Here is a 26,213-nt window from a genome sequence, read left to right as displayed (position 1 = left end):
CTCTCCAGGAATCGCCCGGTGGTCCGGATCATTTCCACACCTGTGCGCTTTCTGAGCGGCGGCCCGCGCCGCAACCTTGATCTAGGGGTTTGACAAGGACGCTAGTTTTTCATATCCGGAGTCGGAATTGAAGAATTTGTCAGCAGGGTTTCCAGGCACTGCTCGCGGATGCCGTAGAAGGCCTTGATCTCGGCGATCTGGGCCCGGATCGCCTCGGCATGGCCCGGTCGATCCTTGGCGCGGCGCACCGCCAGGATCATCTTGTTCTTGTTGGTGTGCTCCAGCGACACGAACTCGAACACCTGGGTGTCGTAGCCCGCCGCGTCGAGCAGCAGCGCGCGCAGGCTGTCTGTCACCATCTCGGCCTCCTGGCCCAGGTGCACGCCGTGCTGCAGCATCGGCCGCAGCATCGCCGGCGTCTTGATCTGGGGCCGCAGCTGCTTGTGGCAGCACGGCGAGCACATGATGATCGACGCACCCGCCTGCAGGCCCAGGTGGATGGCGTAGTCGGTGGCGATGTCGCAGGCGTGCAGCGCCACCATCACGTCCATCGGCGCCACGGCGTGGCTGCGCACGTCACCGGCGTCGAACGTCAACCCGTCATGGCCGTGCTGGCGGGCGACGCGGTTGCACAGCTTGACCAGGTCTTCGCGCAGCTCCACGCCCGTCACCAGCGCCTGCTTGCCCAGGCCGCGCAGCAGCTCGTGCATCGCGAACGTCAGGTAGGCCTTGCCGCAGCCGAAGTCGACCACCCGCACGCTCGGCGCATCGGCCAGCGGCGAGGCGGCCAGCGCGGCGCCGAAGATCTCGGTGAACTTGTTGATCTGCTTCCACTTGCGCGCCATCGACGGCACCAGCGCGCCCTGCGCGGTGGCCACGCCCAGGTCGACCCAGCACGGCCGCTCGAGCGCCAGCGGGCGCTGCTTGTCGCGGTTGTGGCCCTGTGCCGCGTCGCCGGCGGGCGCCGCGGCCTGGGCGCGTCGGCCCACCTGCAGCCGGTAGCGCGGCTGGCCGCCCTTGATGCGCACGCCCAGCTGCACCTCCTGCGTGTCGGTGTCCATGTGGGCGTGGCCGAAGCTCGCGCCGATCAGCTCGTCGAGCAGCGCCAGCGCCTGCGCGTTCGGCGGGTTCTTGGTGATGTCCCGGGTGGTGTGGCGCCAGACCATCTGCAGGCAGGGCTCGTCGCGCAGCGTGATCGGGCGCACCAGCAGCCGCTCCAGGCCGGCCTCGCCGCCGCGGTACTGGCCCAGCGTCAGCCGCACCAGCTTGCCGCCGGCCACGGCGGTGGTCAGCAGCCGGAAGAAGCGCGCGCGGTCGTCGGGCGCGGCGGTCGCAGCGGTCGGGGAAGAGTCGGGGATCAGGTCGGTGAACATGGCGGAACCGGTGGGCGCAGCGGAGGCGCGGCAGCCTGCGATTGTCGGCGATCGCCCCGGCCGGGCCCTGCAGGCGCGCCCGGCTGCGCTATCGTTGCCGCTGCCGATCCCACTCCGCTCCGAGGAGACCGCACAGATGCAGGCCCAACGCATCGAGATGCTGCAGCGCATGCCGATCTTCGGCGCGCTCAGCCCGTCCGCACTCGAGTTCCTGCTGGCGCAGACCCGCCTGCGCGAGGTCAGGGCGCGCGAGTTCTTCTTCCGGCAGGGCGAGCCGGCCTGCTCGATGTACGTGCTGGAGACCGGCGAGGTGTCGGTGCGCAAGAGCTGGCGCGACCGCGACTTCAAGCTGCGCACGCTCGGCCCCGGCGACTGCTTCGGCGAGATGGCGCTGATGGACCTGGCCGACCGCAGCGCCTCGGTGCGCGCCGACGCCGACTGCGTGGCCATCGAGCTGTCGCCCGACGATCTGCTGCGGCTGTACGAACACGACGTCGAGCAGTTCGCGCTGGTGCAGATGAACATCGGCCGCGAGGTCTGCCGGCGCCTGCGCGTCACCGACGAGCTGCTGTTCCAGGCGATGGTCGGCGAGCTGCCGTCGAGCGTGGACACGGTGTTCCAGTCGCTCTGACCGGCCTGATCGCGGCGACCGTGCGCGGCGTCGACAATCGCGCCATGCCTTCTTCCGCACGCCCATTCCTGTTCGCCTGCGCCGCCCTGATCGCATTGCCGGCGCTGGCCTCGGCCCGCCCGGCGCCGCAGGTGCTGTGCCACGTCACCTATGGCGGCGAGACGCAGATCCTGCGTGCCAGCCCGGTGGCCAGCCCCTACGCGGTGGCGCCGGTGGCGATCGGCTCGTATTTCCTGTTCCGCATCGTCGTGCAGACCGAACCGGCCGCGCTGGCGGCGGTCAAGCTCTACACCTATGCCGACCGCGAGGGCGGCCCGGTGCCGATCCATCAGCAGGCCGTCGCCTGGCCACCGCCGCGGCTGCGGCCCGGTGCGCCGGGCGGGTTCACCGGCCTGCAGTGGGTCTACGAGCCGGTGCGTGATGGCGAGTTGCAATACTGGTGCGAACGCCGCGCCGATCGGAGCGCGCGATGATGTTCAAGCAGATCCGCTGCGGCCTGGCGCTGATGGCCGCCCTGCTGCTCGTGACCGCTGCCGGCGCCGCGCCGCCACCGGCATCGGCATCGGCATCGGCACCGTTGCGCCTGGTCTTCGTCGGCGACCTGATGCTCGACGACGGCCCGGGCCGGACCATCGAGGCCGGCGGCGACCCGCTGGCCGCCTTCGACCCCTGGCTGCGTGAGGCCGACTACCGCATCGGCAACCTCGAGGTGCCGATCGCCACCGTCGGCGCGCCGATGGACAACAAGATCTACACCTTCCGCGCCCACCCGCGGGTGCTGAAGGTGCTCGCCGGCCGCTTCGACGCGCTGGCGTTGTCGAACAACCATTCGGGCGACTACGGCCGCGCCGCCTTTCTCGAAACCATGGCGCTGGTGCAGGGCGCGGGCATCGCCACCTTCGGCGGCGGCAGCAACCTGGCCGAGGCGCACCGGCCGCTGTGGATCGAGCGCCAGGGCCTGCGCATCGCCGTGCTGGGCTACAACGAGTTCAAGCCGCGCAGCTTCGAGGCCGGCGCCAGCTGGGCCGGCGTGGCCTGGAGCGAGGACAGCCACGTGCTGGCCGACATCCGCGCCGCCCGCCGCGCCGGCGCCGACGTGATCATCCCGTTCATGCACTGGGGCTGGGAGCGCGAGCCCGAGCCCAGCCAGCGCCAGCGCCAGCTCGCCCGGCTGATGATCGACGCCGGTGCTGATGCGGTGGTCGGCGGCCACCCGCACGTCACGCAGGGCGCCGACACCTACCGCGGCAAGCCGATCATCTGGAGCCTGGGCAATTTCGTGTTCGACGGCTTCGAGCCGGGCCCCGGGCGGATCGGCTGGCTGCTGCGCCTGGGCGTCGACCGCCACGGCGTCGTCGCCTGGGACACGCTGCAGGCGCGCATGGACGAGGCCGGCACGCCCACGCCCGAGCCGCAGGTGGCCACGCCTTGCGGTCGGCGCGGCCTGCCGGTCGTGCGGGTCTGCCGGCCTCGTCCCGGTGTTGCACCGAGCCCCTGACGCGGGTGTGACGTCCCCCGTGCCTGGGTGGTGACAGCGGTAAGCACATGGAACGCTGCTGGCAGATGCCCACTCTGCACGCCGATCATGCGCAGCCCTCGTCGATGATCGCCTCTTGAGCGGGCGCCGGGTGCGCCCGCAAGTCTGTCGATGAGTCTGATCGCCGCGATGCCACCGCCCGAATTGATGCCACTGATACCTGCAACCCCGTCCACCCGGATCGCCGCGCAGGCCCGCCTGCGCCTGCCGCTGGCGGCCGCCGTGCTGAGCCTGTCGCTGATGCTCGCTGCCTGCGGCGGCGGCGGCGCTTCGAGCGACGAGACCGGCGCCGCTGCCCGTGTGCCCGTCACCAGCGAGGCCGAAGCCGTGCGCCTGCTCGACCAGGCCACCTTCGGCGCCACGCCGATCGAGGTCCAGCGCGTCAGGGATCTCGGTGCCAGCGCCTGGATCGACGAGCAGATGGCCAAGCCGGCCACGTCCAGCCGCACGCACTGGGAGATGCTGGACCGGCAGAACAAGGCCGCCGACCCGACCGCTGTCAGCCGCACCGAGGTCTATCACAGCTTCTGGCACAACGCCGTCAGCGCGCCCGACCAGCTGCGCCAGCGGGTGGCCTACGCGCTGTCGCAGATCATGGTGGTGTCGATGGTCGATTCGGGCGTCAACGATCAGCCGCGCGGTGTCACCAGCTACTACGACATGCTCGGCCAGCATGCGTTCGGCAACTATCGCCAGCTGCTGCAGGATGTCTCGCTGCACCCGGTGATGGGCATCTACCTCTCGCACCTGCGCAACCAGAAGGAAGACCTCGCCAAGGGCCGCGTGCCCGACGAGAATTTCGCCCGCGAGGTGATGCAGCTGTTCTCGATCGGCCTGGTCGAACTCGACCTCGACGGCAGCGCCAGCGCCGGTGGCCCGCGCGAGACCTACGGCGCCGACGACATCTCCGGCCTGGCCAAGGTCTTCACCGGCTGGAGCTGGCACTGCAACGGCGACACCAGCGACAGCTGCTTTCACGGCTGGAACGAATCGGCCAAGGCCTACCCGGATCGCAGCATCGCATCGATGCGCAGCTACGCGAAGTACCACTCGGCCAGCGAGAAGGCGTTTCTCGGCAGCACGGTGGCCGGCGGCAGCGACGGCGATGCCAGCCTGAAAGTCGCGCTCGACCGGCTCGCCGCCCACCCGAACGTCGGCCCCTTCATCGGCCGCCAGCTGATCCAGCGCCTGGTCACCAGCCATCCCAGCCCGGCGTATGTGGAGCGGGTGGCCAAGGTGTTCAACAACAACGGCAGCGGCGTGCGCGGCGATCTCAAGGCCGTGGTCAAGGCCGTGCTGCTCGACACCGAAGCCCGCGCGCCCTCGGCCGCGCAGCGCGACAGCTTCGGCAAGCTGCGCGAGCCGGTGCTGCGCCTGAGCAAGGTCCTGCGTGCGTTCGGTGCCACGTCCACCTCCAGCCACTGGTTGATCGGCAACACCGACGACCCCGGCACCTCGCTGGGCCAGACGCCGCTGCGTTCGCCCTCGGTCTTCAACTTCTACCGCCCCGGCTACGTGCCGCCCAACACGCTGGCCGCGGCCCGTTCGCTGACCGTGCCCGAGATGCAGATCACGCACGAGACCAGCGTGGCCGGTTATGCCAACTTCATGCGCAGCGTGGTGCAGAACAACGGGGTGGGCGAGACGCCCGCCGGCGCGAGCACGCGGGATGTGCAGCTCGACCTCTCGGCTGCACGGGCAGCCGCCCACAAGCCCGATGAACTGGTGGCGCTGATGAACAGCCGCCTGTTCGGTGGCGCCATGCCCGCCGCACTGGCCGATCAGATCCAGGCGGCCGTGGAGTCGATCACCATTCCGCTGCTCACGAGCACGAACATGGTGGCCTGGGAAGCCGCCAACTCCAATCGTGTCCGGCTGGCGCTCTACCTGAGCGTGGTGTCGCCCGAGTTCATCGTCCAGAAGTGAGTGCCGTGATGTCGCAAAAGTTATCGACGGCCACGCGCCGCGAGTTCCTGCGCCGTGCCGGCGCGCTGGTGGGCATGACCGCGCCGGGCGCCCTGCCATTGGCCACGCTGCTGGCCGCCAGCGGCCAGGCGGCCGCGCAGACCGCCGGCGACTACAAGGCGCTGGTGTGCGTGTTTCTCAACGGTGGCAACGACAGCTTCAACACCGTGCTGGCCACCGATGCGCCGGCCTGGGCCGCCTACCAGGGCGTGCGCAACCAGGTGCCCGACAGCATCGCGCTGCTGGCCGCCGGCACCTTGCCCGATGCGAGCGCCGCGGCCGGTTCGCCGGCCCGGCTGGGCGGCGTGTTGCCGCTCACGCTGGCCGGCCGCAGCTTGGCCGTGCATCCGCTGCTGGGCGGTCTGGCGAACAACTTCAACATCAGCAAGCGGCTGGCGGTGCTGGCCAATGTCGGACCGCTGGTGCAGCCGACCAGCAAGGCGCAGTACGCCAGCATCGGCCACCCCAAGCCGGCCAAGCTGTTCAGCCACAACGACCAGCAGAACCTCTGGCAGGCGCTGTCGCCCGAGGGCGCGCGCAGCGGCTGGGGTGGGCGCATGGCCGATCGGCTGATGAGCGACAACAGCCGGGCCATGTTCACCGCCATCTCGGCCAGCGGCGCCAGTGTCTGGCTGGCCGGCCAGACCGCGCGCCAGTACCAGGTCAGCACCAACGGCGCGATCCGCATCGGCAGCGGCAACAGCCTGTTCGGCTCGACGGCCGGGTTCGCCGCCATGCAGCAGATCATGCGCAACAGCCGCGGCACCCATGTGCTCGAACACGACCATGCCGACGTGGTGGCGCGTTCGGTCGACGCCGAAGTGCAGCTCAGCAGCGCCTTGCCTGCGGCCAGTGACGGCGCCTGGGGCACGGCACCGAGCACCGGCAGCTACAACGCCGACACCGACCCGCTGCTGCGCTACACCAGCGCCATCACCGGTAACGCCACGACCAATCCGCTGGCCAGGCAGTTGCAGATGGTGGCGCGCTGCATCGCCGCACGCGGCACGCTGGGCATGAAGCGCCAGGTGTTCTTCGTCAACCTGGGCGGCTTCGACACCCACGACAACCAGAACCGCAACCATGCCGACCTGATGGCGCGGCTCGACCATGGCCTGAGCTATTTCGACCGCACGCTGGTGAGCATGGGCGCGGCCCCGCTCGTCACCACCTTCACCGCCTCCGACTTCGGCCGCACCTTCACCAGCAACGGCGACGGCACCGATCACGGCTGGGGTTCGCACCAGTTCGTGATGGGCGGTGCGGTGCGTTCAGGCCTGTATGGCGACTGGCCCACGCTGGGCGCGAAGAACAGCGCCAACAACGATTTCGACAGCAGCACCGACCAGTTGCGCAACGGCGCGCTGCTGCCCACCACGTCGGTCGAGCAGATGGGCGCGACGCTGGCGCGCTGGATGGGGGTTTCCGACAGCCAGGCGCTGGAGATCTTCCCGAACCTCGCCAACTTCGACGTCAGCAAGCGCCATCTCGGCTTCCTGTCCGCACCGGCTTGAAGCTGTTCACCCGCCGGCGCGCCGAGAGGCCGCGCCGGCGGCCGCGCTTCAGCGTGCGCCCAGGCGCTGCGCCAGTGCGTTGAACTGGCCCATCGACACCAGATGCGCGTGCAGCAGGGCGAGGGCGCCGCTGCGGTGCAGGGCCAGCACGTCGGCGTCGGGCAGCTTGGCGAGCTTTTCCTCGTCGACCATGAAGAAGCCGGTGGCGTTGATGTGCTCGCCGTTGGCCAGCTCGCCCTTGATCTCGGCGCCGCGCAGCAGGTTGAGCGCCACCAGGCGCTCGCACAGCGCCTCGGTGCGCTGCTGCTCGGTCTCGAAACGGTCGAGGAAACGCATCACCGACTGCAGGTAGTCGGTCGGCTCGCCGGCCTCGGTGAGCAGCAGTTCGCCCTCGCTGTCGTTGAGGCCTTCGTAGGCTTCGTCGATCACCAGGCTGAGCTGTTCGGGCTGCGTGCGCACGTAGGCAAACGGATAGCGGCGCAGCACCGCCGGCAGGCTGCGGCCGCCCCAGCGGCCGTCGTCGCCGATCACCAGGTTCTGGCGCTCGCGCAGGCCCAGCATCACCACCGGCGCGACACGCGCCTTGCCATTGGCGTCGGGCGGGGCGGGGATGAAGCCGATCGGGAACTCGCGCGCCACTTCGGCAAACTCGATGGTGGTCAGCGGCACCGCGTTCAGGTCACGCGCAAACAGCCAGTCGTTGACCGGCTTGACGCGCTTGCCGGCGTGGCGCTTGCGGTCCAGCAGGACCAGGTTGCGGTAGATGCCGTTCGAGCGCGCCGGTGCGGCCTGCGCCGCGGCGGCAGCGGTGACGGTGGCGTCGTTGTTGTTGGTCTGGGTCATTCATCTTCTCCGTCTGTGGGTGTTCGGCTGGCCAGGATCTTGTCGACCCGCTTGCCGTCGAGGTCGATCACCTCGAAGCGCCAGCCGTCCCATTCGACGAAGTCGGCGGTCTGCGGCAGGCGTCCGAGCAGCAGCATGATCATGCCGGCCAGGGTGTTGTAGCGGCCGCGGTCTTCGTCGGGCAGTTGCTTGAGGCCCAGACGATCCTTCAGCTCGGGCACCGGAATCAGGCCGTCGACCAGCCACGAACCATCATCACGTTGCACCGCCCAGGCGTCCTCGGCCTGCGCGGGGGTGAATTCTCCGGTGATCGCCTCCAGCACGTCGCGCAAAGTAATCACGCCTTGCACCACGCCGTACTCGTCGACCACGAAAACCATCTGCACTTCGGAGCCACGGAAGTGTTCGAGCAGCTCCATGCCCGACAAGGTCTCGGGCACGAACACCGCCGGCTGCATCGCATCGGTCAGCGACAGCTCGCTGCTGCGCGCCAGCTGCATCAGCAGCTGCTGGGCGGTGACGACACCCAGCACGTCGTCGAGCCCGCCGCGGCAGACCGGGTAACGCGAGTGGCCGTGTTCGACCAGCACCGCCAGGATCTGCTCGCGCGGGGCCGTCACCTCGAGCCAGGCGATGTCGCCGCGCGGGATCATCATGCTGCCGATCTGGCGGTCGTCGAGGCGGAACACGTTGCGCACCATCTGGTGCTCGTGGGCCTCGATCACGCCGGCGTCCAGGCCTTCCTCGAGGCTGGCGGCGATCTCCTCTTCGGTCACGCCACGCGGGCCGGTGTCGCTGACGCCCAGCAGCCGCAGCACCGCCTGGGTCGTGGCCGACAGCAGCCGCACGAACGGCCGCGCGGTGATCGACAGCACGTTCATCGGCCGGGCCGTCAGGCGCGAGACGGCCTCGGGGTAGAGCTGGCCGACACGCTTGGGCACCAGCTCGCCGAAGATGATGGTCAGGAAGGTGATGATCACCACCACCAGCGCGGTCGCGCCGATCAGCGCGGCGGTGTGCGCGACCGGAAAGGTCTGGCTCAGCCAGTGAGCCAGCGGCTCGGAGAATGCGGCATCGCCGACGATGCCGTTCAACACGCCGATCGACGTGATGCCGATCTGCACCGTCGACAGGAAGTGCGTCGGGTTCTCGTGCAGTGCCATCGCGGCGATGGCGCCTTGATCGCCGGTCTCCACCATCACCTGCAAGCGCGCCTTGCGGCTCGATGCCAGGGCCATCTCCGACATCGCGAACACGCCGTTGAGCAGAATCAGAAAAACCAGCAGCGCGACTTCCATGACGGGCACGGAGCACGTTCCGCGCCAGAGTTGAGGCGCAGTCAGCGTAGCAGAATCGACCCATGATCTATCTCATCGGCGACCTGCAAGGCTGCTGCGACGCATTCGACCGCCTGCTCGCAACCCTCGACTTTTCACCCTCGCGCGACCACGTCCACGTGCTCGGCGACCTGGTCAACCGCGGGCCGCAATCGCTGCGCACGCTCGAGCGGCTGGCCTCGTTCGGCGACTCGGCCACCTGCCTGCTCGGCAACCACGACCTGCACCTGCTGGCTGTCGCGCACGGCGTGCGCGGCGTCCACAAGAGCGACACGCTCGACCAGATCCTGGAGAGCCCGCAGCGCGAACACTGGCTCGGCTGGCTGCGCCGGCAGCGCCTGGCCGTTCAGGCGCACGGCTGGCTGATGGTGCATGCCGGCGTGCTGCCGCAGTGGAGCGCCGAGCAGACGCTGGCGCTGGCCGCCGAGGTCGAGGCGCTGCTGCGCGGCAGCGATCTGCCGGCGTTCCTGCAGGTCATGTACGGCAATCAGCCCGCGTGCTGGGACGATGCCCTGCAAGGCGCCGACCGCTGGCGGCTGGTCATCAACACGCTCACGCGGGTGCGTTTCTGCAGCGCCGACGGCACGCTCGATTTCAAGGTCAAGGAGGGCGCCGACGCCGCACCGCCCGGCCTGATGCCGTGGTTCGACGTGCCCGGACGCCGCACCGCCGGCGTGCCGATCGCCTTCGGCCACTGGTCGACGCTGGGGCTGCTCGACCGCCCCGATCTGCTGGCACTCGACACCGGTTGCATCTGGGGCGGCGCACTCACCGCCGCGCGGATCGACGGCGGGCGGCGCGAACTGATCAGCGTGAAATGCGTGCAGGCTCAGTCGCCCGTGTGAGGGCGCATCGCCGTGCCCCTACAATCGCCGCCGCAGGAGAGCTGGCCGAGCGGTTTAAGGCAGCAGTCTTGAAAACTGCCGACGGTGGAAGCCGTCCGTGGGTTCGAATCCCACGCTCTCCGCCAGGGATAGGTTCGCAGCAGTTCGCAACCGTTCGCGAATCCACCCAAATCCCACGATTCAGCCCTTAAACACGAGGTTTTGCGTTCGCGGACGTTCGCCACGGTTCGTGCGCAGCCGCGATGAACTGGGGGTAGATTTGGGGGTAGATTTGCGAGCACCCCAGCGCCGTGTTGGGGGTATCGCAGCCCGGTCGCACTGACCGGTCAGGATCGCCGCCATGCTGACCGACACCGAATGCAGGAACGCCAAGTGCCCAGAGGGTCGCGCGTTCGTTCGTCTCGCCGATGCCGGCGGCCTCTACCTCGAGGTCAAGCCGCCGGGCGCCAAGACGCCCAGCGGCTCCAAGCTCTGGCGCTGGAAGTACCGGCACGGTGGCAAGGAGAAGCTGCTGGCGATCGGCGCCTATCCCGCCGTCAGCGTTGCCGGAGCCAGGCGCGAACAGGCCAAGGCGCGCGCGCTGCTCGATGCCGGCACCGACCCCGGCGAGGCCCGCAAGGAGGCCAAGTACGCCAAGCTGAACGAGCACGAAACGTCCTTCGAGGCCGTGGCGCGTCAGTGGTGGGCAGGCTGGAAGGCGAACAAGACCGAGCGTTACGCCGAATACGTGCTGCGGCGCCTCGAACTCGACGCCTTCCCGGTGATCGGCGCCAAGCCGGTCGCTGGCCTGACCGCGCCGGACTTCGTGCGCATGGCCAAGAAGATCGAGGCGCGTGGCGTCGGCGAGCTGGCGCGCCGGATCATGGAAACCAGCGGCCAGGTCATGCGCTGGGCCGTGGCGCACGGCCTGACCGAGCGCAACCCGACCGCCGACGTGAAGCCCGGCGACATCCTCAAGCCGCGCACGGTCGAGAACTTCGCCCGTGTCGGCGCGGCCGAACTGCCCGACCTGATGCGCCACATCAACGCGTACGACGGCAGCGTGTTCACGCGCCTGGCGCTGCAGCTGATGGCGCTGACCTTCGTGCGCACGTCAGAGCTGATCGGCGCGCAGTGGCAAGAGTTCGACCTCGATGCCGCGGAATGGACGATCCCGCCCGATCGCATCGGCCGCAAGGGCCGGCAGGGCGAGCGCCGTGCGCACCTGGTTCCGCTGGCGCCGCAGGCCCTGGCGGTGCTGCGCCTGCTGCAGTCGGCGCGCGGTGCTGACCGTTGCCGCGGGCCGGCGCTGCTGTTCCCCGGCGAGCGCGACCACGAGCGCCCGATGTCCAACAACACCATGCTGAAGGCGCTGGAGCGCATGGGCTACAAGGGCAAGATGACCGGCCACGGCTTCCGGGGCATCGCCTCGACGGCGCTGAACGAGATGGGATTCCGCTTCGACGTGATCGAGGCCCAGCTGTCGCACATCGAGGGCAACCGGGTCCGCGCCGCCTACAACCACGCCGTCTGTGCTGGTCAAGTTTTTTCGGACACCACGATAGGTTGTTTGATTGCCGATTGCTGCTCGAAGGCATTGGGTGGCAGGTTGCCCAGTTTGGAGTGCAGCCGCACGCTGTTGTAGAAGCCCACGATGTAGTCGGCGATGTCGGTCATGGCCTCGGCATGGTTGGCGTAGTCGCGCTGCCAGACCCGCTCGGTCTTGAGGCTCAGGAAGAAGCGTTCCATCACCGCGTTGTCCCAGCAGTTGCCCTTGCGGCTCATGCTGCCGACCAGGCCGTGGCGCGCCAGCAGCGCCTGATGCAACGCGCTGGCGTACTGGCTGCCTCGGTCGGAATGAACAATCAGCCCTGGCGCGGGTTGGCGCTGCGCAATGGCCAGTTGCAGCGCTGCGCACACCAACTCGGCATGCATCGTCGGCGCCATCGCCCAGCCCACGACCTTGCGGGCGTACAGGTCCAGCACCACGGCCAGGTACAGCCAGCCGCTGCGCGTGCGGATGTAGGTGATGTCGCTCACCCAGGCCTGGTTGGGGCGGCTCGGATTGAAGCGCCGTGCCAGCAGGTTGTCAGAGACGGGCAGCGCATGACCGCTGTCGGTGGTGTGCATGAACTTGCGTCGCCACAGGGCCCGCAACCTGTTCTCGCGCATCAAACGTCGCACCCGGTGGCGCCCGATGCCCAGCCCCCGAGCGCGCAGCACTGCGCACAGGCGACGGCTGCCATAGACGCGGCCGCTGGCGGCGAACTCGGCCTTCAATTGCGTGCTGACCAAGCAGGCCTTGGGCGCGAGCTTGGCGCGCTGACGGGCACCGTAGTAGCCCGAACGGCTGACGCCCAGCACGCGGCATAGACGCTCGACGGTGACGGCCTTCTTGTGCAGTTGCTCGACGAACTGGTAGCTCATCGAAGCTCGCGGGCAAAGAAGGCCGATGCTTTTTTTAAGATGTCGACGTCGCCGCGCAGTTGCTTGTTCTCGGCCTCAAGCTGGCGGATGCGTTGCTGCTCGGCGGTGAGCGGTTTGCCAATGCCGGGGCGGCCTGCAGCCTCTTCATCGGCTTGCGCCAGCCATCGCCGCACGGCCGTCTCGCCGAGCTTCATGTCGCGGCAGACGTCGCCCACGCTCAAGCCCTGCTCGCGAATCATCTGCACCACTTGCAGCTTGAATTCCGCGTTGAATGTCCTTCGTTCTCTCTTGCTCATGTTCCTCGTCCAGGTGGATTCCACCTATCGAGGTGTCCGGGAAAATTAGACCATGACAGGGAGCCCGTAACCCAGCGACAAGAACCCGTGATCGATTTCCTTCTGGAACCCCGTTCACAGGAAGCAAGCCCGCCACCGTCATGGTTCGCGGGCTTTCTGTTTGGCGATGACGGAAATCGGAAATGGACCCGATTCGGTCACGCGCAGTGCCGAGCCGGGCCGCCGGCCCAAGCCGGTCCTCAGGCGCCGGCAAACGCGAAATCGATCTCCGGCGCCAGCCCGCTGACGATGCGGGCGATGCTCTTGCCCGAGCCGCACGAGTGCGTCCAGCCCAGCGTGCCGTGGCCCGTGTTGAGGAACAGGTTGCGCAGCTTGCTGCGGCCGATGATCGGCACGTTGCTCGGCGTGGCCGGGCGCAGGCCGGTCCAGAACTGCGCCTGCGCGGTGTCACCGGCGCCGGGGAACAGCTCCTCGGTGCGGCGCACGATGGCCTCGCAGCGCACCCGGTTCAGGTCGCGGTCATAGCCGTTCAACTCGGCCGTGCCGGCGATGCGCAGGCGGTCGGTGCCGGGCTGGCCGTCCACGCCGGGCGTGGTCAGGCGCGAGAACACCAGCTTGTATTCGTCGTCGGTCAGCGAGACCTGGTGCGCCTTGGCGGCGTCCTTGACCGGCATCGTCACCGAGTAGCCCTTGGCCGGGTAGATCGGCAGCTCGATGCCCAGCGGACGCGCGTAGAGCGGCGACAGGCTGCCCATCGCCAGCACGTAGGCGTCGGCGCGCAGGCGCTGGAAACGGCCTTCGGCGTCGGTCGCCTCGACGTGGTCGATCTGCCCGCCCACCTCGCGCAGCGCAGTCACGGTGTGGCTCATCAGGAACTGCACGCCGTCGGCCTGGCAGTGTTTGACCAGTTCGCGGGCGAAGCGGTTGGCATCGCCGGATTCGTCTTCCGCCGTGTAGGTGGCGCCGGCCAGTTGCGCGCGGATCGCCGCCAGCGCGGGCTCGATGCGCACGGCTTCGTCGGCCGAGATCACGCGCCGGTCACAGCCCAGTTCGCGCATCTGCGCGGCCGGGGCCTCGGCGCCGTCGAACTCTTTCTGGCTGGTGTAGAAGTGCAGGATGCCCTGCGTGCGCTCGTCGTAGGCCACGCCGATGTCACGCCGCAGCTGCTGCAGCGTGTCGCGGCTGTAGGTGCCGAGCTTGACGATCTGCTCGATGTTGTGGCGCGTGCGCCCGGGCGTACATTCGCGCAGGAACTGCAGCACCCAGCGCCACTGGCGGGCGTCGGCGCGCAGGCGAAACAGCAGCGGCGCGTCTTCCTTGCCCAGCCATTGCAGCACCTTCAGCGGTGCGCTCGGGTTGGCCCAGGGTTCGGCGTGGCTGACCGAGATCTGGCCGCCGTTGGCGAAGCTGGTCTCGGATGCGGGCGTGGCCTGGCGGTCGACGACGGTGACGTCGTGACCTTGCTGGCGCAGGAAATAGGCCGAGGTAACGCCGAGCAGGCCGGCGCCGAGGACGAGGACTTTCATGAGCTGTGCTCCAGGATCGGCCGCACGACACCGTGGCTTCGATGCCATCGGGCCGTGCGTTTGCCGCTCCCCCTGTCCTTGATACCTGAGAGTTTCAGCCGCGCGGCGCTGTGCCGGGGCCTTGCTCCTTCGGTGCGTCACGGGCGTGACGTCTCTCCAGACGGCGTGGTGTGTGTGCAGTGTTGGACCTGAGCGTTCATGGGAGTTTGCGCCTTCGGTGGCCGCGTCATCGACGCGGCACTCTCCTGCAGGGTCGTGAGTCTAGGGCTTTCGATCAGCCCTCGCTGTTCTCAGGGATCGACAGGAATCGTTCGGTCAGCGCCACCCAGTAGGCCGCGCCGATGGCGATGTTGGCGTCGTCGAAGTCGTAGCCGGGGTTGTGCACCATGCAGGCACCCGGGCTCGCGCCATCGCCGTTGCCGATCAGCAGGTAGCTGCCCGGCACGCGTTCGAGCATGAAGGCGAAATCCTCGCTGCCGCTCAGCGCCGGGCCTTGTTGCGTGACGCGGTCGGCGCCGACCAGGTCGATCGCCACCTCGCGTGCGAAGGCGGTTTCCGCCGCGCTGTTGACCAGCACCGCGTAACCCGGCCGCCAGTCGATGCGGGCGGTGACGCCGTAGCTCTGGGCCTGCGCGGCCACCAGCGCCTTGATGCGCTGCGCCAGCAGCACGCGCACCTCGCGGTCGAGCGCACGCACACTCAGCTCCAGCGTGGCGCTGGCCGGGATCACGTTGTTGGCCTTGCCCGCATGCAGCGCACCCACCGTGACCACCGCCATCTGCAGCGGGTCGACGTTGCGCGAGACGATGCTCTGCAGCGCCATCACGATGCCGGCCGCCGCCACGATCGGGTCGGCCGCGCGGTGCGGCATCGCGCCGTGGCCGCCGATGCCGTCGAGCGTGATGGTGGCGTAGTCGCTCGATGCCATCGCCGCGCCTTCGCGCAGCACCAGACGACCCTGCGGCACGCCGGGCATGTTGTGCATCGCGAAGATCGCGTCGCACGGGTAACGCTCGAACAGCCCGTCTTCCATCATGCGCAGCGCGCCGCCGCCACCCTCTTCGGCGGGCTGGAAGATCAGGTTCAGCGTGCCGTTGAAGCGGCCGTGTTCGGCCAGCTGACGGGCAGCGGCCAGCAGCATCGCGGTGTGGCCGTCGTGGCCGCAGGCGTGCATCAGGCCCGGCTTGCAACTGGCCCATTCGGCGCCGCTGGCCTCGGTGATCGGCAGCGCGTCCATGTCGGCACGCAGGCCGAGGCGGCGTGTGCCTTTCTCGTCGGTCTCGCCGCGCACCAGCCGCGCGACGACGCCGGTGCCGCCCACACCGCGTTCGACCTCGTAGCCCCAGCCTTCGAGCTTGTCGGCCACCAGCGCGGCGGTGCGGTGCTCCTCGAAGGCGAGTTCGGGATGGCGGTGGATGTCGCGGCGCAGGTGGATGAACTCACCGATGCGCGTCTGCATCGCGTCCAGCAGGTAGCTGCTCATGGTGGCCTCGTCGTCCGTCTGGTCCGTGCTTATTGGGGCTGCAGCTCGATCGACTTGGCGATGGCGCGGTAGCGCGCCGTCTCCGCGGCGAAGAACCTGGCCGAGTCGGCCAGCGACATCGGCGCCGATGCCAGCTGCGTCTGCGCTGCGAGCTGCGCGCGCACGGTCGGGTCCTGCAAGGTCTTGCCGATGGCGGCGTGCAGGCGCACGACCACGTCCTCGGGCGTGTTCTTGGGCACCATGAAGCCGGTCCAGATCTTGTACGAGAAGTTCTTCAGCGCCTGGCCTTCGCTGGCGGTGGGCACGTTCTTCAGCAGCTCCGAGCGCTGCGCGCCGAGCTGGCCGATCACCTTGAGCTTGCCCTGATCACCGAGCGCTCCCATGCCGGCGCTGTAGACCAGCACCGCGAAGTCGACCTGGCCGCCGGCGATGTCCTGCAGCAGCGGCGCGTTGCCCTTGTACGGCACGTGCTGCAGCTTGACGCCGGTGATCTGCTGCGCGTTCTCCAGGATCAGGTGGTAGAGCGAGCCCACGCCCACGCTGCCGTAGGTGAGCGGCCGCTCGCCCGACTTGCGCGCCAGCGCGATCAGCTCGTCGACGCTGTTGACGCCCAGGTCCTTGCGCGTCACGAACACCATCACCGCGTCGGCCACCGGGTGCACCAGCCGGAAATCCTCGGTCTTGAGCTTGACCGCGGCGTTGGCCAGCGGCGACAGGATCACCTCGTTGGGTGAACCCTGGAAGATGAAGTGCCCGTCGGCCGGGGCTGCGAGCACCTTCTGCGCCGCCAGCGCGCCGCTGACGCCGCCGAGGTTCTCCACCAGCACCTGCTGGCCGAGCTCCTTGCCCAGCGGGTTGAAGAAGATGCGCGCGATCGCGTCCGACGGACCGCCGGCCGGGTAGGGCACCATCAGGTTGACCGGCTTGGCCGGCCAGGTCTGCGCCAATGCTGCGCCGCAGGCCAGCACGAGTCCGCCCACCAGGGCGAGCGAGCGTTTGAGGATCGGGTTCATGTCCACTCCTGCGCCGGATTCCGGCCGCCCCGGGCCGAACCATTCGGGTCGAGGCATGGGGCCATCGTAGGAAGCCGGACTCCGCCAGTCCAATGCATTGTTCTATGCGATAGCATGATTCGGATGAATGCATTGCGGCGCCCCCTCGCATGACCCTCGTCCAGCTCCGCCACCTGATCGCGCTGGCCGAAAGCGGCTCGTTCAGCCGCTCGGCCGAGGCGCTGTTCCTGACCCAGCCCGCGCTCAGCCGCAGCATCCGTGCGCTGGAGGACGAACTCGGCCAGCCGCTGTTCGATCGCGTCGGCCGCCGCAACGAGCTGACGCCCTTCGGCCGCGAGGTGCTGCACCGCGCCACCCAACTGGTGTTCGATGCCGACGAACTGGGCGCGAGCGGCCGCCAGATGCGCGAGGGTCTGGCCGGCAAGCTGCGCGTGGGCATGGGATCGGGGCCGGGGGCGCTGCTGATGACGCCGCTGCTGCAGCAAATGGCCACCCACCACCCGAGGGTGCAGGTCGAGATCGCCCGCGGCCAGACCGGTCTCCTGCTCGAAGCCCTGCGCGAGCGCCGGCTCGACACGCTGGTGGTCGACGCCCGTTCGGTGGCGCCGGCCGCCGATCTGCAGGTCGACAGCCTGGCCGAGATGCGCGGCGCCTTCATGTGCCGCCCGGACCACCCGCTGACCCGCCGGCGCAAGGCGTTGCGCTTCGAGGCGCTGCGGCCGTATCCGCTGGCCTCCACGCCGCTCAGCGACGAGGTGGCGCGCATCCTGATCGAACGCTACGGCCCGGCGGCGCACCCCGGCGAATGCGTCACGCTGCGCTGCGAGGAGATCGCCAGCCTGGTCGAGGTGGTGCGCTCAAGCGACGCCGTGCTGCTGGCGATCCGCGCGGCGGCGCCCGATCTGGTCGAACTGGAACTGACGCCGGCCCTGAGCGCGCGCGCGCGCTTCGGCCTGGTGACGCTGGCCGGCCGCGCGCAGGCGCCGGCCTTGTCGATCGTGCGCCAGGTGATGGAGGCCTTGCTGCACGACTGAGGGCACCGCCCGCGACACTCAGCCCTGCAGGCCCGCGAAGACGTTCTGCACGTCTTCGTTCGCGTCCAGCGCGGCCAGGAAGGTTTCCACCTCTTCGAGCTGCTCGGCCGTCAGGCTGGCCGGGTCGATCGGATTCTTGGGCTTGTAGCCGAGCTTGGCCGACAGGACGCTGAAACCCTGCGCCGGCAGCGCGCGGCTGACCAGGTCGAGGTCGGCGGGCTCGGTCAGGAACATCGTGACGCCCTCGTCATCGGCCGGCTCGAAGTCCTGCGCGCCCGCTTCGATGGCGGCCAGCTCGGGATCGGCACCGGCGGCGGCGGGTTCGGCCTCGATCATGCCGACGTGGACAAAATCCCAGGACACCGATCCGGACGTGCCCAGCTGGCCCTTGCGGAACAGCACCCGCATTTCCGAGGCGGCGCGGTTCACGTTGTCGGTCAGGCACTCGACCATGACGGGCACGCGGTGCGGCGCAAAGCCCTCGTACATGGCGTGTTCGAAATGCACCGATTCACCGGTCAACCCGGCGCCCTTCTTGATCGCGCGTTCGAGCGTGTCCTTGGGCATCGAGACCTTGCGCGCCTGCTCGACCACCAGCCGCAGCCGCGCGTTCGCCGCCGGGTCGGCGCCGTGGCGCGCCGCGATCATGATGTCCTTGGCCAGCTTGCCGAACAGCCGCCCCTTGGCATTGGCCGCGATGTCCTTGTGCTTGGCTTTCCATTGCGCGCCCATGTCTGATCGTTCCTTGTGTTGATCGAAGACGGAGTTTAGGTCGATGGCTGCGACCGGCCTGAGCCGATACGACAATCGCGCTCCAGCACAACACCCGAGAGGAGACTCCACCATGAGCAGCACCCCCGTTACGAACCAGCCCGTCGCCGTCGTCACCGGCGGCGCCCGCGGCATCGGCCTGGCCATCGCGCACTGGTTCCTGGCGCACGAGTACCGCGTCGCGCTGTGGGACATCGACGCCGAGACGCTGGGCCGCACCGCCGGCGAACTGAACGACCCGGCGCGCGTGCTGGCGATCCACTGCGACGTCTCGCAGCCCGATCAGGTCGACGCCGCCACCGCGCGCGTGGTCGACACCTTCGGCCGCATCGACGCGCTGGTTAACAACGCCGGCGTGGCGGTGTTCAAGCCGATCAACCAGACCACCTTCGACGACTGGCGGCACGTGCTCGGCACCAACCTCGACGGCCCCTTCCTGTGCACGCAGGCGGTGGCGCCGGTGATGCGCCGCAACGGCGGCGGCGCGGTGGTCAACATCGCCTCGATCTCGGGCCTGCGCGCCAGCACGCTGCGGGTGGCCTACGGCACCAGCAAGGCCGCGCTGATCCACCTGACCAAGCAGCACGCCACCGAACTCGGCACGGTCGGCATCCGCTGCAACGTGGTGGCGCCCGGCCCGGTCGAGACCGAGATGGCCAAGCTGGTGCACAGCGTGGCGATCCGCTCCGACTACCACGACGTGATCCCGCTCGAACGCTACGGCACCACCGAGGAGATCGCCAACGTGGTGGGTTTCCTGTGCAGCCCGGCGGCCAGCTACGTCAACGGCCAGGTGATCGCGGTGGACGGCGGTTTCGACGCTGCCGGCGTGGGCCTGCCCACCTTGCGCAAGACTGGCGCACTGGGCTGATCGACGGCTGCGCGACAAAGGCGCCCATGCGACACATCCAGCACCCCGGCCCGGCCGCGCTGCACACCTCGGTCGTGCCCGTCACGCTCACGCCACGCGAGGTTCAACTGCGCTCGGGCGTGACGCTGCTCGATGCGTTGCACGAAGCGATGGCCGCGCTGAACGCACGCAGCGGCGTGGCGCGCCTGCACGGCGGGCGCTTCTTTCCGTTTGCCTACGCGATGCCGGCGCTGTCGCGCACGCCCGAGCACGCGGTGTATTTCAGCGACCGCTTCGATGCCGCCGAGCCGGTGAGTTTCGAGGCTGCCACCGTCACCTTCGGCGTGCGTGCCGACGGCCGGCCCTGGCTGCATTGCCACGCCGACTGGCGCAGCGCCGACGGCCAGCGCCACTGCGGCCACGTGCTGCCCGAAGATGCCGTGTTGATCGAGGCTCCGGCGCGGGCCGAGCTCTGGGCGCTGCACGGCGCGGCCTTCACGGTGGTCGCCGATGACGAGACACGTTTCTCGCTGTTCAAGCCCTTGCCGATGGACGATGCATCGACGGCTGCGCCGCCCGATCAAGCACTCGCGGTCGCCGTTCGACTGAGCCCGAACCAGGACGTCTGCAGCACGCTCGAAGCCGTCTGCCGCGCGCACGGCCGTTCCACCGCGACGCTGCGCGGCGGCGTCGGCAGCACGGTGGGTGCGGTGTTCGACGACGGCCGCATCGTCGAGCCCTTCGTCACCGAAACCCTGGTGCGCCAGGGCCGCATCGTCGCGGATGCCGATGGCCAGCCGCGCGCCGAGATCGACGTCACGATGGTCGACTACCTCGGCGGCCAGCACCAGGGCCGGCTGGCACGCGGCCAGAACCCGGTGCTCGTGACCTTCGAGCTGGTGCTCGCGTTCGATTGACCTTTTAGAGCACGGCGGTCGAGATCCCCGGCACCGCCGCGATCACGATCAGGCCGACGATCAGCGCGGCGATGTAGGGCCAGATCGCGCCCATCGCCTCGTCGGGCGAGACGTCGCCGATGCGGCAGGCGATGTAGAAGCCCACGCCGATGGGCGGCATCATCAGACCGATGTTCATGGCCACCACCACCACCATCGCGTAGTGCACGTCGTTGACGCCCATCGCACGCGCGATCGGGAACATCAGCGGCGCCATCAGCAGCAGCGCGGGCAGGCCTTCGAGCACGCAGCCGAGGATCAGGAACATCACGATCGTGACGGCCATGAAGCCGAACACGCCGCCCGGCAGCGTCTTCATGAACACGGCCAGCTGCTGCGCCACGCCCGACTGCGTGATCACCCAGGCCATCGCCAGCGCGGTGCCCAGGATCATCAGCACCGCGCCGCTGAGGGCCGCGGTCTCGACCAGCATCGCGTAGATCTTGCGCGGCCCGATGCCGCCGTACATCACCATGCCGACGAGCATCGCGTAGACCACCGCCAGCGTCGACACCTCGGTGGCCGTGGCCACGCCGCCGCCCACCGCGCCGCGGATCAGGAAGGGCAGCACCAGCGCCGGGCCGGCGATCAGCAGCGTGCGGCCGACCAGCGCCAGCGGCGCGCGCCTGACCTGCTGCAGCACCTCGTTGCGGGCCTTCCAGCGCGCCAGCACGGCCAGCGCCAGCAGCAGCACCAGCGCCACCGTCACGCCGGCCTGGAACAGCCCGGCGATCGACACCCCGGCCACCGAGCCCAGCACGATCAGCACGATGCTCGGCGGCACCGTGTCGGCCATCGCCGCGCCGGTGGACAGCAGGGCGATCATGTCCTTGGGCTTCTGGCCGCGGCGTTTCATCTCGGGGAACAGGGCCGGCGCGACGGTCGCCATGTCCGACACCTTGGAGCCCGAGATGCCCGAGACGATGAACAGCGAGCCCAGCAGCACGTAGCTCATGCCGCCCTTCACGTGGCCCACCAGCGAGGCCAGAAAATCGATGATCGCGCGGCCCATGCCGGTGGCATCGAGCACGCAGCCCAGCAGCACGAACACCGGCACCGACACCAGCACCAGGCTCGACATGCCCTCGTCCATGCGGCCGATCATCACGCCCATCGGGATGTGGGTGGTGAAGGCCAGGAAGCTGACCGCGCCGATGCCGAAGCAGAACGCGATCGGCACCGCCGCCACCAGGCACACCGCCACGAAGCCGATCAGGAAGATCACGATGTTGAGGTGGCCCAGGTCGGCCAGCACCGGCATGCCGCCCCAGCAGGCACCGGCCACCGCCGCCACCGCGCCCGTGCCGACCGCCAGTTGCGCCAGCGTGCAGGTGCGCCAGGCGTGTGTCAGCACCACCACCAGCATCGCGACGATGCCGAAAGCGATCGCCGCCACCCGCCAGCTGTTGGGGATCTCCAGCGCCGGGGTGGTGACGAAGGCTTCCGACTCGACGTACTCGAACGCCGGCTGCACCAGCGCCAGCAGGAACACCGCCGTCACCATCAGCCCGAAGGCCTGCACGTAGCCCTGCAGCCGCACGGGCAGGGCGTTGAGACCGACCGTCAGCCGCAGGTGCTCGTTGCGGTGGATGGCGATCGCCGAGCCCAGCATCGCCAGCCACAGGAAGGCGATCGAGACCGCCTCGTCCACCCACACCAGCGGATCGGACAGCAGGTAGCGCGAGCCCACCCCCGCCAGCAGCATCAGCATGATGGCCGCCATCAGCGCCGCCGCCGCCGCTTCGAGCGGCAGCATCAGGCGCGACCGCGCCAGCGTGGCCTGCACCTCGTCGGGCAGGGTGAAGGTTTCGGAGCGTTCGACGGCGGCGGACATGGCAGGCGGTCAGACCAGCTTGCCGGTGTACTTCTCGAGCACCGCCCAGGCTTCGTCGCCGAACTTCTTGTGCCACTCGGCGTAGAAACCGGCCGCGCGCAGCTTGGCGCGGAACAGCTCGGCGTCGGTGGTGTTGATCGCCATGCCCTTGGCCTTGAGCTCGCCCAGCAGCGAGTCGTTGAGCTTGCGCACGTCGTCGCGCTGGTTCAGGCCGGCCTTGTTGACGTTGCGCGTCACGATCTCCTGCAGATCGGCCGGCAGGCGCTCGAAGGACTTCTTGTTGGCCAGGAACCAGAAACCGTCCCACATGTGGTTGGTGATCGAGCAGAACTGCTGCACCTCGAACAGCTTGGCGGTGGCGATGATCGCCAGCGGGTTCTCCTGGCCGTCGACGATCTTGGTCTGCAGGGCGGTGTAGACCTCGGCGAAGTTGATGGTGGCCGGCGACGCCTCGAAGGCCTTGAACATCGAGACCCAGAACGGGCTCGGCGGCACGCGCATCTTCATGCCCTTGAGGTCTTCGGGCTTGGTGATGGCGCGCGCGCTGCTGGTCATCTGGCGGTAGCCGTTGTCCCAGATCTTGTCGAACGCGAACATCGTCGACCTGGCGGCGATCTCCTTGCGCACGTGGGCGCCCAGGTCACCGTCCATCGCGGCCCAGACCTGGTTGTAGTCCTTGAACGCGAAGCCCACGCCGCTGATCTGCGCCGACGGCACCAGCGTGCCGAGGATCAGCGGCGAGAGCGTGAAGTAGTCGATCGCGCCCGAGCGGATCTGCGACAGCATGTCGGTGTCGGTGCCCAGCTGGCTGCTCGGGAACACCTTCAGGTCGACCCGGCCCTTCGATTCGGCCAGGATCGCCGCCGCCATCTCGGTGGCGCGCACGTTCATCGGGTGCGTGATGGGCAGGTTGTTGGCGTATTTCAGCGTGAACTCGGCCTTGTTCTGCGCCAGGGCGTGGGTGGCGACGCCGGGCAGCGCGAGGGCGCCGGTGCCGGCCAGCAGGGTGCGGCGGGTGATTTGCATGGGTGTGTCTCCTGTCGGTGGGAAAAGGAAAGAGGAAAGGGCTCAGCCGGCGTCGATCGGCATGACGTCACCGCGCTCGTAGAGCAGGGCGCGCACGTCCTTCTTGGTGATCTTGCCGTAACCGGACTTGGGCAGCGCGTCCCAGAAGACGAACTGGCGCGGCCAGCGGTAGCGCGCCAGATGGCCGTCGAGGTGGGCCAGCAGCGTCTCGGCATTCACCGCCGGCACGCCCTCGCGGCGCACCACCACGGCCACGCCGACCTCGCCCCAGGTGCGGTCGGGCACGCCCAGCACCGCCACCTCGGCCACGCCGGGGTGGGTGAGCAGCAGCTCCTCGCATTCGCGCGGGTAGACGTTGGAGCCGCCGGAGATGTACATGTCCGACTCGCGGCCGGTGATGTAGAGCAGGCCGCGCGCGTCGAGCCGGCCGAGGTCGCCGGTGTGGAACCAGCCACCGCGCAGCGCCTTGGCCGTGGCTTCCGGATTGGCGTGATAGCCGGCGAACACGGCCGGGCCACGCACGCAGATCTCGCCGATCTCGCCGGTGGCGACGGGCTGCATCTCGGCGTCGAGCACGGCCACTTCCATGCCGGTGCGCGGCCGCCCGCAGCTGCCGATGTGGGCATTCGGATCGGCATCGTCGGCGCTGTGCATGTGGGCGGGAAGCACCGTGATGCAGCCGGTCACCTCGCCCAGGCCGAAGTACTGCACCAGCACCGGGCCGAGCTTTTGCAGCGCCAGGCGCTGGTCGGCGCGGTACATCGGCGCGCCGGCATAGATCACGTGGCGCAGGCTGCTGTGATCGCATTGATCGACGGCCGGGTGCTCGACCAGCAGCTTGACGATCGTCGGCACCGTGAACAGGTTGCTGACGCGGTGCTGCGCGATCAGCTGCCAGACCACGGCCGGGTCCATCTTCTCGCCCGGCAGCAGCACGGTGGCCGCACCGCGGGCGACGTTGAGCAGCGCGTGGATGCCCGCGCCGTGCGACAGCGGCGCCACCGCGATCGAGCAGTCGGTCTCGGTCGTGCCGGGGATCAGGTCGGCCAGGTGGTTGGTGACCACGAAGCCCATCTGGCCGTGTGTCAGGATCGCCGCCTTGGGCTTGCCGGTGGTGCCCGAGGTGTAGAAGAACCAGAGCGGATCGTCGTGCGCCACCGTGGCCTCGGCCGCAGGCGCATCGGCGTGTCGAGCGAGCAGCGCCTCGTAATCCAGCGAGCCGGCGGGTGCATCCGCGCCGATCCACACCACGTGCTTCAACTCGGGTGCGGCGGCCTGCACCGCCTCGGCATGGCCCGCAAAACAGGTCTCGACCAGCATGGCGCGCGCGCCGCTCGATTCGCCGAGATACGCCACCTCCTGCGGCGTGAGCCGGAAGTTGGTCGGCACCCACACGCAGCCCATGCGAAACGCCGCCCAGGCGCATTCGAACATCGCCAGGTTGTTGCGCGACTGGGTGAGGATGCAGTCGCCCTTCTGCAGCCCGAGCGCGTGCAGCGCCGCCACCAGGGCGTCGACGCGGCGGTCGATCTGCGACCAGCTCCAGCGGTTGTCGCCCTGGATCAGGCCGGGCCGATCCGGGAACTGGCGCGCGGTCTGGCGCAGCAGTTGCGCCAGATTGCAGGCCTGCGCGGCATTCATGCCGCGCCGCTCGCTTCGAGGATGCTCAGGTAGTTGGCCACCGCCGCGCCGCCCATGTTGAAGACCGCGCCGCGCTGTGCCGAGCCGATCTGCATCGCGCCGGCGCTGCCGCTCAGCTGCATCGCCGCCATCACGTGCTGCGACACGCCGGTGGCGCCGATCGGGTGGCCGCGCGACTTCAGTCCGCCCGACGGGTTGACCGGCAGCCGGCCGTCGATGCGGCTCACGCCGTCGAGGATCACGCGCGCGCCCTGGCCGTGCGGCGCCAGGCCCATCGCCTCGTACTCCAGCAGTTCGGCGACGGTGAAACAGTCGTGGGTCTCGACGAACTGCAGGTCGGCCAGCGTGCAGCCGGCGTCGGCCAGGCCGCGTGACCAGGCCATCGCCGCGCCCTCGAAACGGGTCGGGTCGCGGTAGGACAGCGGCAGGTAGTCGTTGACCTGCGTGCGCGAGCGCCAGCGCACGGCCGGCTGCGCGGCGCCGGGCAGCGCTTCGTTGGCGATCACCAGCGCGGCGGCGCCGTCGGACACCAGCGAGCAGTCCGAACGCTTGAGCGGGCCGGCCACGAACGGGTTCTTGGCCGACGGCGTGCGGCAGAATTCGAACCCCAGGTCGCGCCGCATGTGCGCGTGGGGGTTGTGCACGCCGTTGGCGTGGTTCTTGGCCGAGATCGCGGCCAGCGCGTCGCTCTGGTCGCCAAAACGCTCGAAGTAGCTGCTGGCGATCTTGCCGAACACGCCGGCAAAACCGCCGGGTGTGTCGCCCTCGTCCTTGACATACGAGCAGCGCAGCAGGATCTCGCCGATCTGCTCGTTGGGCAGGGTGTTCATCTTCTCCAGCCCGACCACCAGCACGCGCTGCATGCGCCCCGACGCCAGCGCGTCGAGCCCCGCCCAGATCGCGGCCGAGCCGGTGGCGCAGGCGTTTTCGAGCCGCACCGAAGGCGTGTGGCGCAGCTCGGGCACGGCCAGCGCGGCGAGCGCGCCACTGAAATCCTGGCGCACGAAACCGCCGTTGAAATGGCCGACGAAGACGCCGTCGATGTCGCGCGGCGCGAGGCCGGCGCTCTCGATCGCGGGCAGTGCCACCTCGCGGAACAGCTGCTCGGTGTCGAGCGCATCGAGCTTGCCGAAGGGCGTGTGGGCCCAGCCGACGATGTGGGGTGTCGCGGTCATGCGGTGTCTCCTCGGTCGCGGTCAGCGATCTACTATGTGAACCTCGGGTGCGGCGCGGATCGGATCCCGCCCTGCGTCCTGCGCTGAATGCTATGCGGCAGCGGGTGCGGTTTCCGCCTCGCAGGCGCTCGTCAGATCAGAAATCGGTTCACGATGT

The 26,213-nt window shown here is 69.2% G+C and carries 22 protein-coding genes, 1 tRNA gene and 1 riboswitch; of the genes, 11 read left to right on the top strand and 12 right to left on the bottom strand.

All coding sequences use genetic code 11. From position 1 onward, the window contains the following. Positions 1-101: 101 nt before the first annotated feature. Positions 102-1,373 (bottom strand): class I SAM-dependent methyltransferase, encoded by a 1,272-nt coding sequence (locus LCHO_RS11945; RefSeq protein ID WP_012347413.1) that lies wholly within the window; start codon positions 1,371-1,373, stop codon positions 102-104. Positions 1,374-1,509: 136 nt separating this feature from the next. Here LCHO_RS11945 and LCHO_RS11940 point away from each other — a divergent pair, with 136 nt between their 5' ends. The 5 genes from LCHO_RS11940 (at position 1,510) to LCHO_RS11920 (ending at position 7,020) form a co-directional block, all read left to right on the top strand. Next, the gene (locus LCHO_RS11940; protein WP_012347412.1) at positions 1,510-2,004 is read left to right on the top strand and encodes a Crp/Fnr family transcriptional regulator; all 495 of its coding nucleotides are present in this window, start codon (positions 1,510-1,512) and stop codon (positions 2,002-2,004) included. A 44-nt stretch (positions 2,005-2,048) separates the two neighbouring features. Continuing rightward, positions 2,049-2,477: a hypothetical protein gene (locus tag LCHO_RS11935; protein WP_012347411.1), complete on the top strand. Its 429-nt coding sequence runs from the start codon at positions 2,049-2,051 to the stop codon at positions 2,475-2,477. Beyond that, positions 2,477-3,502: a CapA family protein gene (locus tag LCHO_RS11930; RefSeq protein WP_223210440.1), complete on the top strand. Its 1,026-nt coding sequence runs from the start codon at positions 2,477-2,479 to the stop codon at positions 3,500-3,502. Before LCHO_RS11935 ends, LCHO_RS11930 begins: the two co-directional genes overlap by 1 nt. Positions 3,503-3,652: 150 nt before the next feature. Next, the gene (locus LCHO_RS11925) at positions 3,653-5,467 is read left to right on the top strand and encodes a DUF1800 domain-containing protein (protein ID WP_012347409.1); all 1,815 of its coding nucleotides are present in this window, start codon (positions 3,653-3,655) and stop codon (positions 5,465-5,467) included. An 8-nt stretch (positions 5,468-5,475) separates the two neighbouring features. Beyond that, positions 5,476-7,020, top strand: a complete 1,545-nt coding sequence (locus tag LCHO_RS11920) for a DUF1501 domain-containing protein (protein WP_012347408.1) — start codon at positions 5,476-5,478, stop codon at positions 7,018-7,020. 48 nt (positions 7,021-7,068) lie between these two features. Here the strand turns inward: LCHO_RS11920 and LCHO_RS11915 are convergent, their stop codons facing one another. Together LCHO_RS11915 and LCHO_RS11910 are read right to left on the bottom strand one after the other, a co-directional pair. Then, the gene (locus LCHO_RS11915) at positions 7,069-7,863 is read right to left on the bottom strand and encodes a SapC family protein (RefSeq protein ID WP_012347407.1); all 795 of its coding nucleotides are present in this window, start codon (positions 7,861-7,863) and stop codon (positions 7,069-7,071) included. Continuing rightward, the gene (locus tag LCHO_RS11910; protein WP_012347406.1) at positions 7,860-9,161 is read right to left on the bottom strand and encodes a hemolysin family protein; all 1,302 of its coding nucleotides are present in this window, start codon (positions 9,159-9,161) and stop codon (positions 7,860-7,862) included. Before LCHO_RS11910 ends, LCHO_RS11915 begins: the two co-directional genes overlap by 4 nt. 62 nt (positions 9,162-9,223) lie before the next feature. On the opposite strand from LCHO_RS11910, the gene LCHO_RS11905 reads away from it, so the two are divergent. From LCHO_RS11905 to LCHO_RS11895, 3 genes are all read left to right on the top strand, one after another. Then, entirely contained in the window at positions 9,224-10,045 is an 822-nt protein-coding gene (locus tag LCHO_RS11905; protein WP_012347405.1) for a symmetrical bis(5'-nucleosyl)-tetraphosphatase, read from the top strand. A 35-nt stretch (positions 10,046-10,080) separates the two neighbouring features. After that, positions 10,081-10,170: transfer RNA gene (locus LCHO_RS11900), tRNA-Ser, on the top strand. Positions 10,171-10,385: 215 nt separating this feature from the next. After that, on the top strand, positions 10,386-11,669 hold the full coding sequence (locus LCHO_RS11895) for a tyrosine-type recombinase/integrase (RefSeq protein ID WP_012347404.1): 1,284 nt from the start codon (positions 10,386-10,388) through the stop codon (positions 11,667-11,669). Here the strand turns inward: LCHO_RS11895 and LCHO_RS11890 are convergent. The 4 genes from LCHO_RS11890 to LCHO_RS11870 form a co-directional block, all read right to left on the bottom strand. Next, a protein-coding gene (locus LCHO_RS11890) for an IS3 family transposase (RefSeq protein WP_223210436.1) occupies positions 11,564-12,747 on the bottom strand; the annotation gives its coding sequence in 2 pieces (ribosomal slippage) (positions 11,564-12,477 and positions 12,477-12,747; 1,185 coding nt in all). The genes LCHO_RS11895 and LCHO_RS11890 overlap by 106 nt on opposite strands. Before the next feature lie 239 nt (positions 12,748-12,986). Beyond that, the gene (locus LCHO_RS11880; RefSeq protein ID WP_012347403.1) at positions 12,987-14,273 is read right to left on the bottom strand and encodes a D-amino acid dehydrogenase; all 1,287 of its coding nucleotides are present in this window, start codon (positions 14,271-14,273) and stop codon (positions 12,987-12,989) included. 62 nt (positions 14,274-14,335) lie between these two features. Continuing rightward, positions 14,336-14,443, bottom strand: a riboswitch (glycine riboswitch). A 104-nt stretch (positions 14,444-14,547) separates the two neighbouring features. After that, entirely contained in the window at positions 14,548-15,756 is a 1,209-nt protein-coding gene (locus tag LCHO_RS11875; RefSeq protein ID WP_012347402.1) for a M20 aminoacylase family protein, read from the bottom strand. Positions 15,757-15,785: 29 nt separating this feature from the next. Continuing rightward, positions 15,786-16,769 (bottom strand): tripartite tricarboxylate transporter substrate binding protein, encoded by a 984-nt coding sequence (locus LCHO_RS11870; protein WP_012347401.1) that lies wholly within the window; start codon positions 16,767-16,769, stop codon positions 15,786-15,788. 149 nt (positions 16,770-16,918) lie between these two features. Here LCHO_RS11870 and LCHO_RS11865 point away from each other — a divergent pair, with 149 nt between their 5' ends. Next, positions 16,919-17,803: a LysR family transcriptional regulator gene (locus LCHO_RS11865; protein ID WP_012347400.1), complete on the top strand. Its 885-nt coding sequence runs from the start codon at positions 16,919-16,921 to the stop codon at positions 17,801-17,803. Positions 17,804-17,821: 18 nt separating this feature from the next. Here LCHO_RS11865 and LCHO_RS11860 read toward each other — a convergent pair whose 3' ends face one another. After that, complete coding sequence (locus LCHO_RS11860; protein ID WP_012347399.1) at positions 17,822-18,535, bottom strand: YebC/PmpR family DNA-binding transcriptional regulator; 714 nt, start codon at positions 18,533-18,535, stop codon at positions 17,822-17,824. Positions 18,536-18,647: 112 nt separating this feature from the next. Between LCHO_RS11860 and LCHO_RS11855 the strand changes: the two genes are divergently transcribed. Both LCHO_RS11855 and LCHO_RS11850 read left to right on the top strand, forming a co-directional pair. Continuing rightward, the gene (locus LCHO_RS11855) at positions 18,648-19,445 is read left to right on the top strand and encodes an SDR family NAD(P)-dependent oxidoreductase (protein WP_012347398.1); all 798 of its coding nucleotides are present in this window, start codon (positions 18,648-18,650) and stop codon (positions 19,443-19,445) included. Positions 19,446-19,471: 26 nt separating this feature from the next. Further along, positions 19,472-20,341 (top strand): PPC domain-containing DNA-binding protein, encoded by an 870-nt coding sequence (locus LCHO_RS11850; RefSeq protein WP_012347397.1) that lies wholly within the window; start codon positions 19,472-19,474, stop codon positions 20,339-20,341. A 4-nt stretch (positions 20,342-20,345) separates the two neighbouring features. Here the strand turns inward: LCHO_RS11850 and LCHO_RS11845 are convergent, their stop codons facing one another. The 4 genes from LCHO_RS11845 to LCHO_RS11830 are packed head-to-tail and all read right to left on the bottom strand — an operon-like array spanning position 20,346 to position 26,056. Then, a complete protein-coding gene (locus LCHO_RS11845; RefSeq protein ID WP_012347396.1) occupies positions 20,346-22,214 on the bottom strand; it encodes a TRAP transporter large permease in 1,869 nt (622 codons plus the stop codon). A 9-nt stretch (positions 22,215-22,223) separates the two neighbouring features. After that, entirely contained in the window at positions 22,224-23,240 is a 1,017-nt protein-coding gene (locus tag LCHO_RS11840; protein WP_012347395.1) for a TRAP transporter substrate-binding protein, read from the bottom strand. A gap of 42 nt (positions 23,241-23,282) precedes the next feature. After that, positions 23,283-24,881: an acyl-CoA synthetase gene (locus tag LCHO_RS11835; protein ID WP_012347394.1), complete on the bottom strand. Its 1,599-nt coding sequence runs from the start codon at positions 24,879-24,881 to the stop codon at positions 23,283-23,285. Then, the gene (locus LCHO_RS11830) at positions 24,878-26,056 is read right to left on the bottom strand and encodes an acetyl-CoA acetyltransferase (RefSeq protein WP_012347393.1); all 1,179 of its coding nucleotides are present in this window, start codon (positions 26,054-26,056) and stop codon (positions 24,878-24,880) included. The genes LCHO_RS11835 and LCHO_RS11830 overlap by 4 nt, the downstream gene beginning before the upstream one ends. Between the last annotated feature and the right edge of the window lie 157 nt (positions 26,057-26,213).

Origin of the sequence: Leptothrix cholodnii SP-6 (assembly GCF_000019785.1) — a bacterium.
Taxonomy (GTDB): domain Bacteria; phylum Pseudomonadota; class Gammaproteobacteria; order Burkholderiales; family Burkholderiaceae_C; genus Sphaerotilus; species Sphaerotilus cholodnii.
This window is presented reverse-complemented; position numbering and strand designations above follow the sequence as displayed.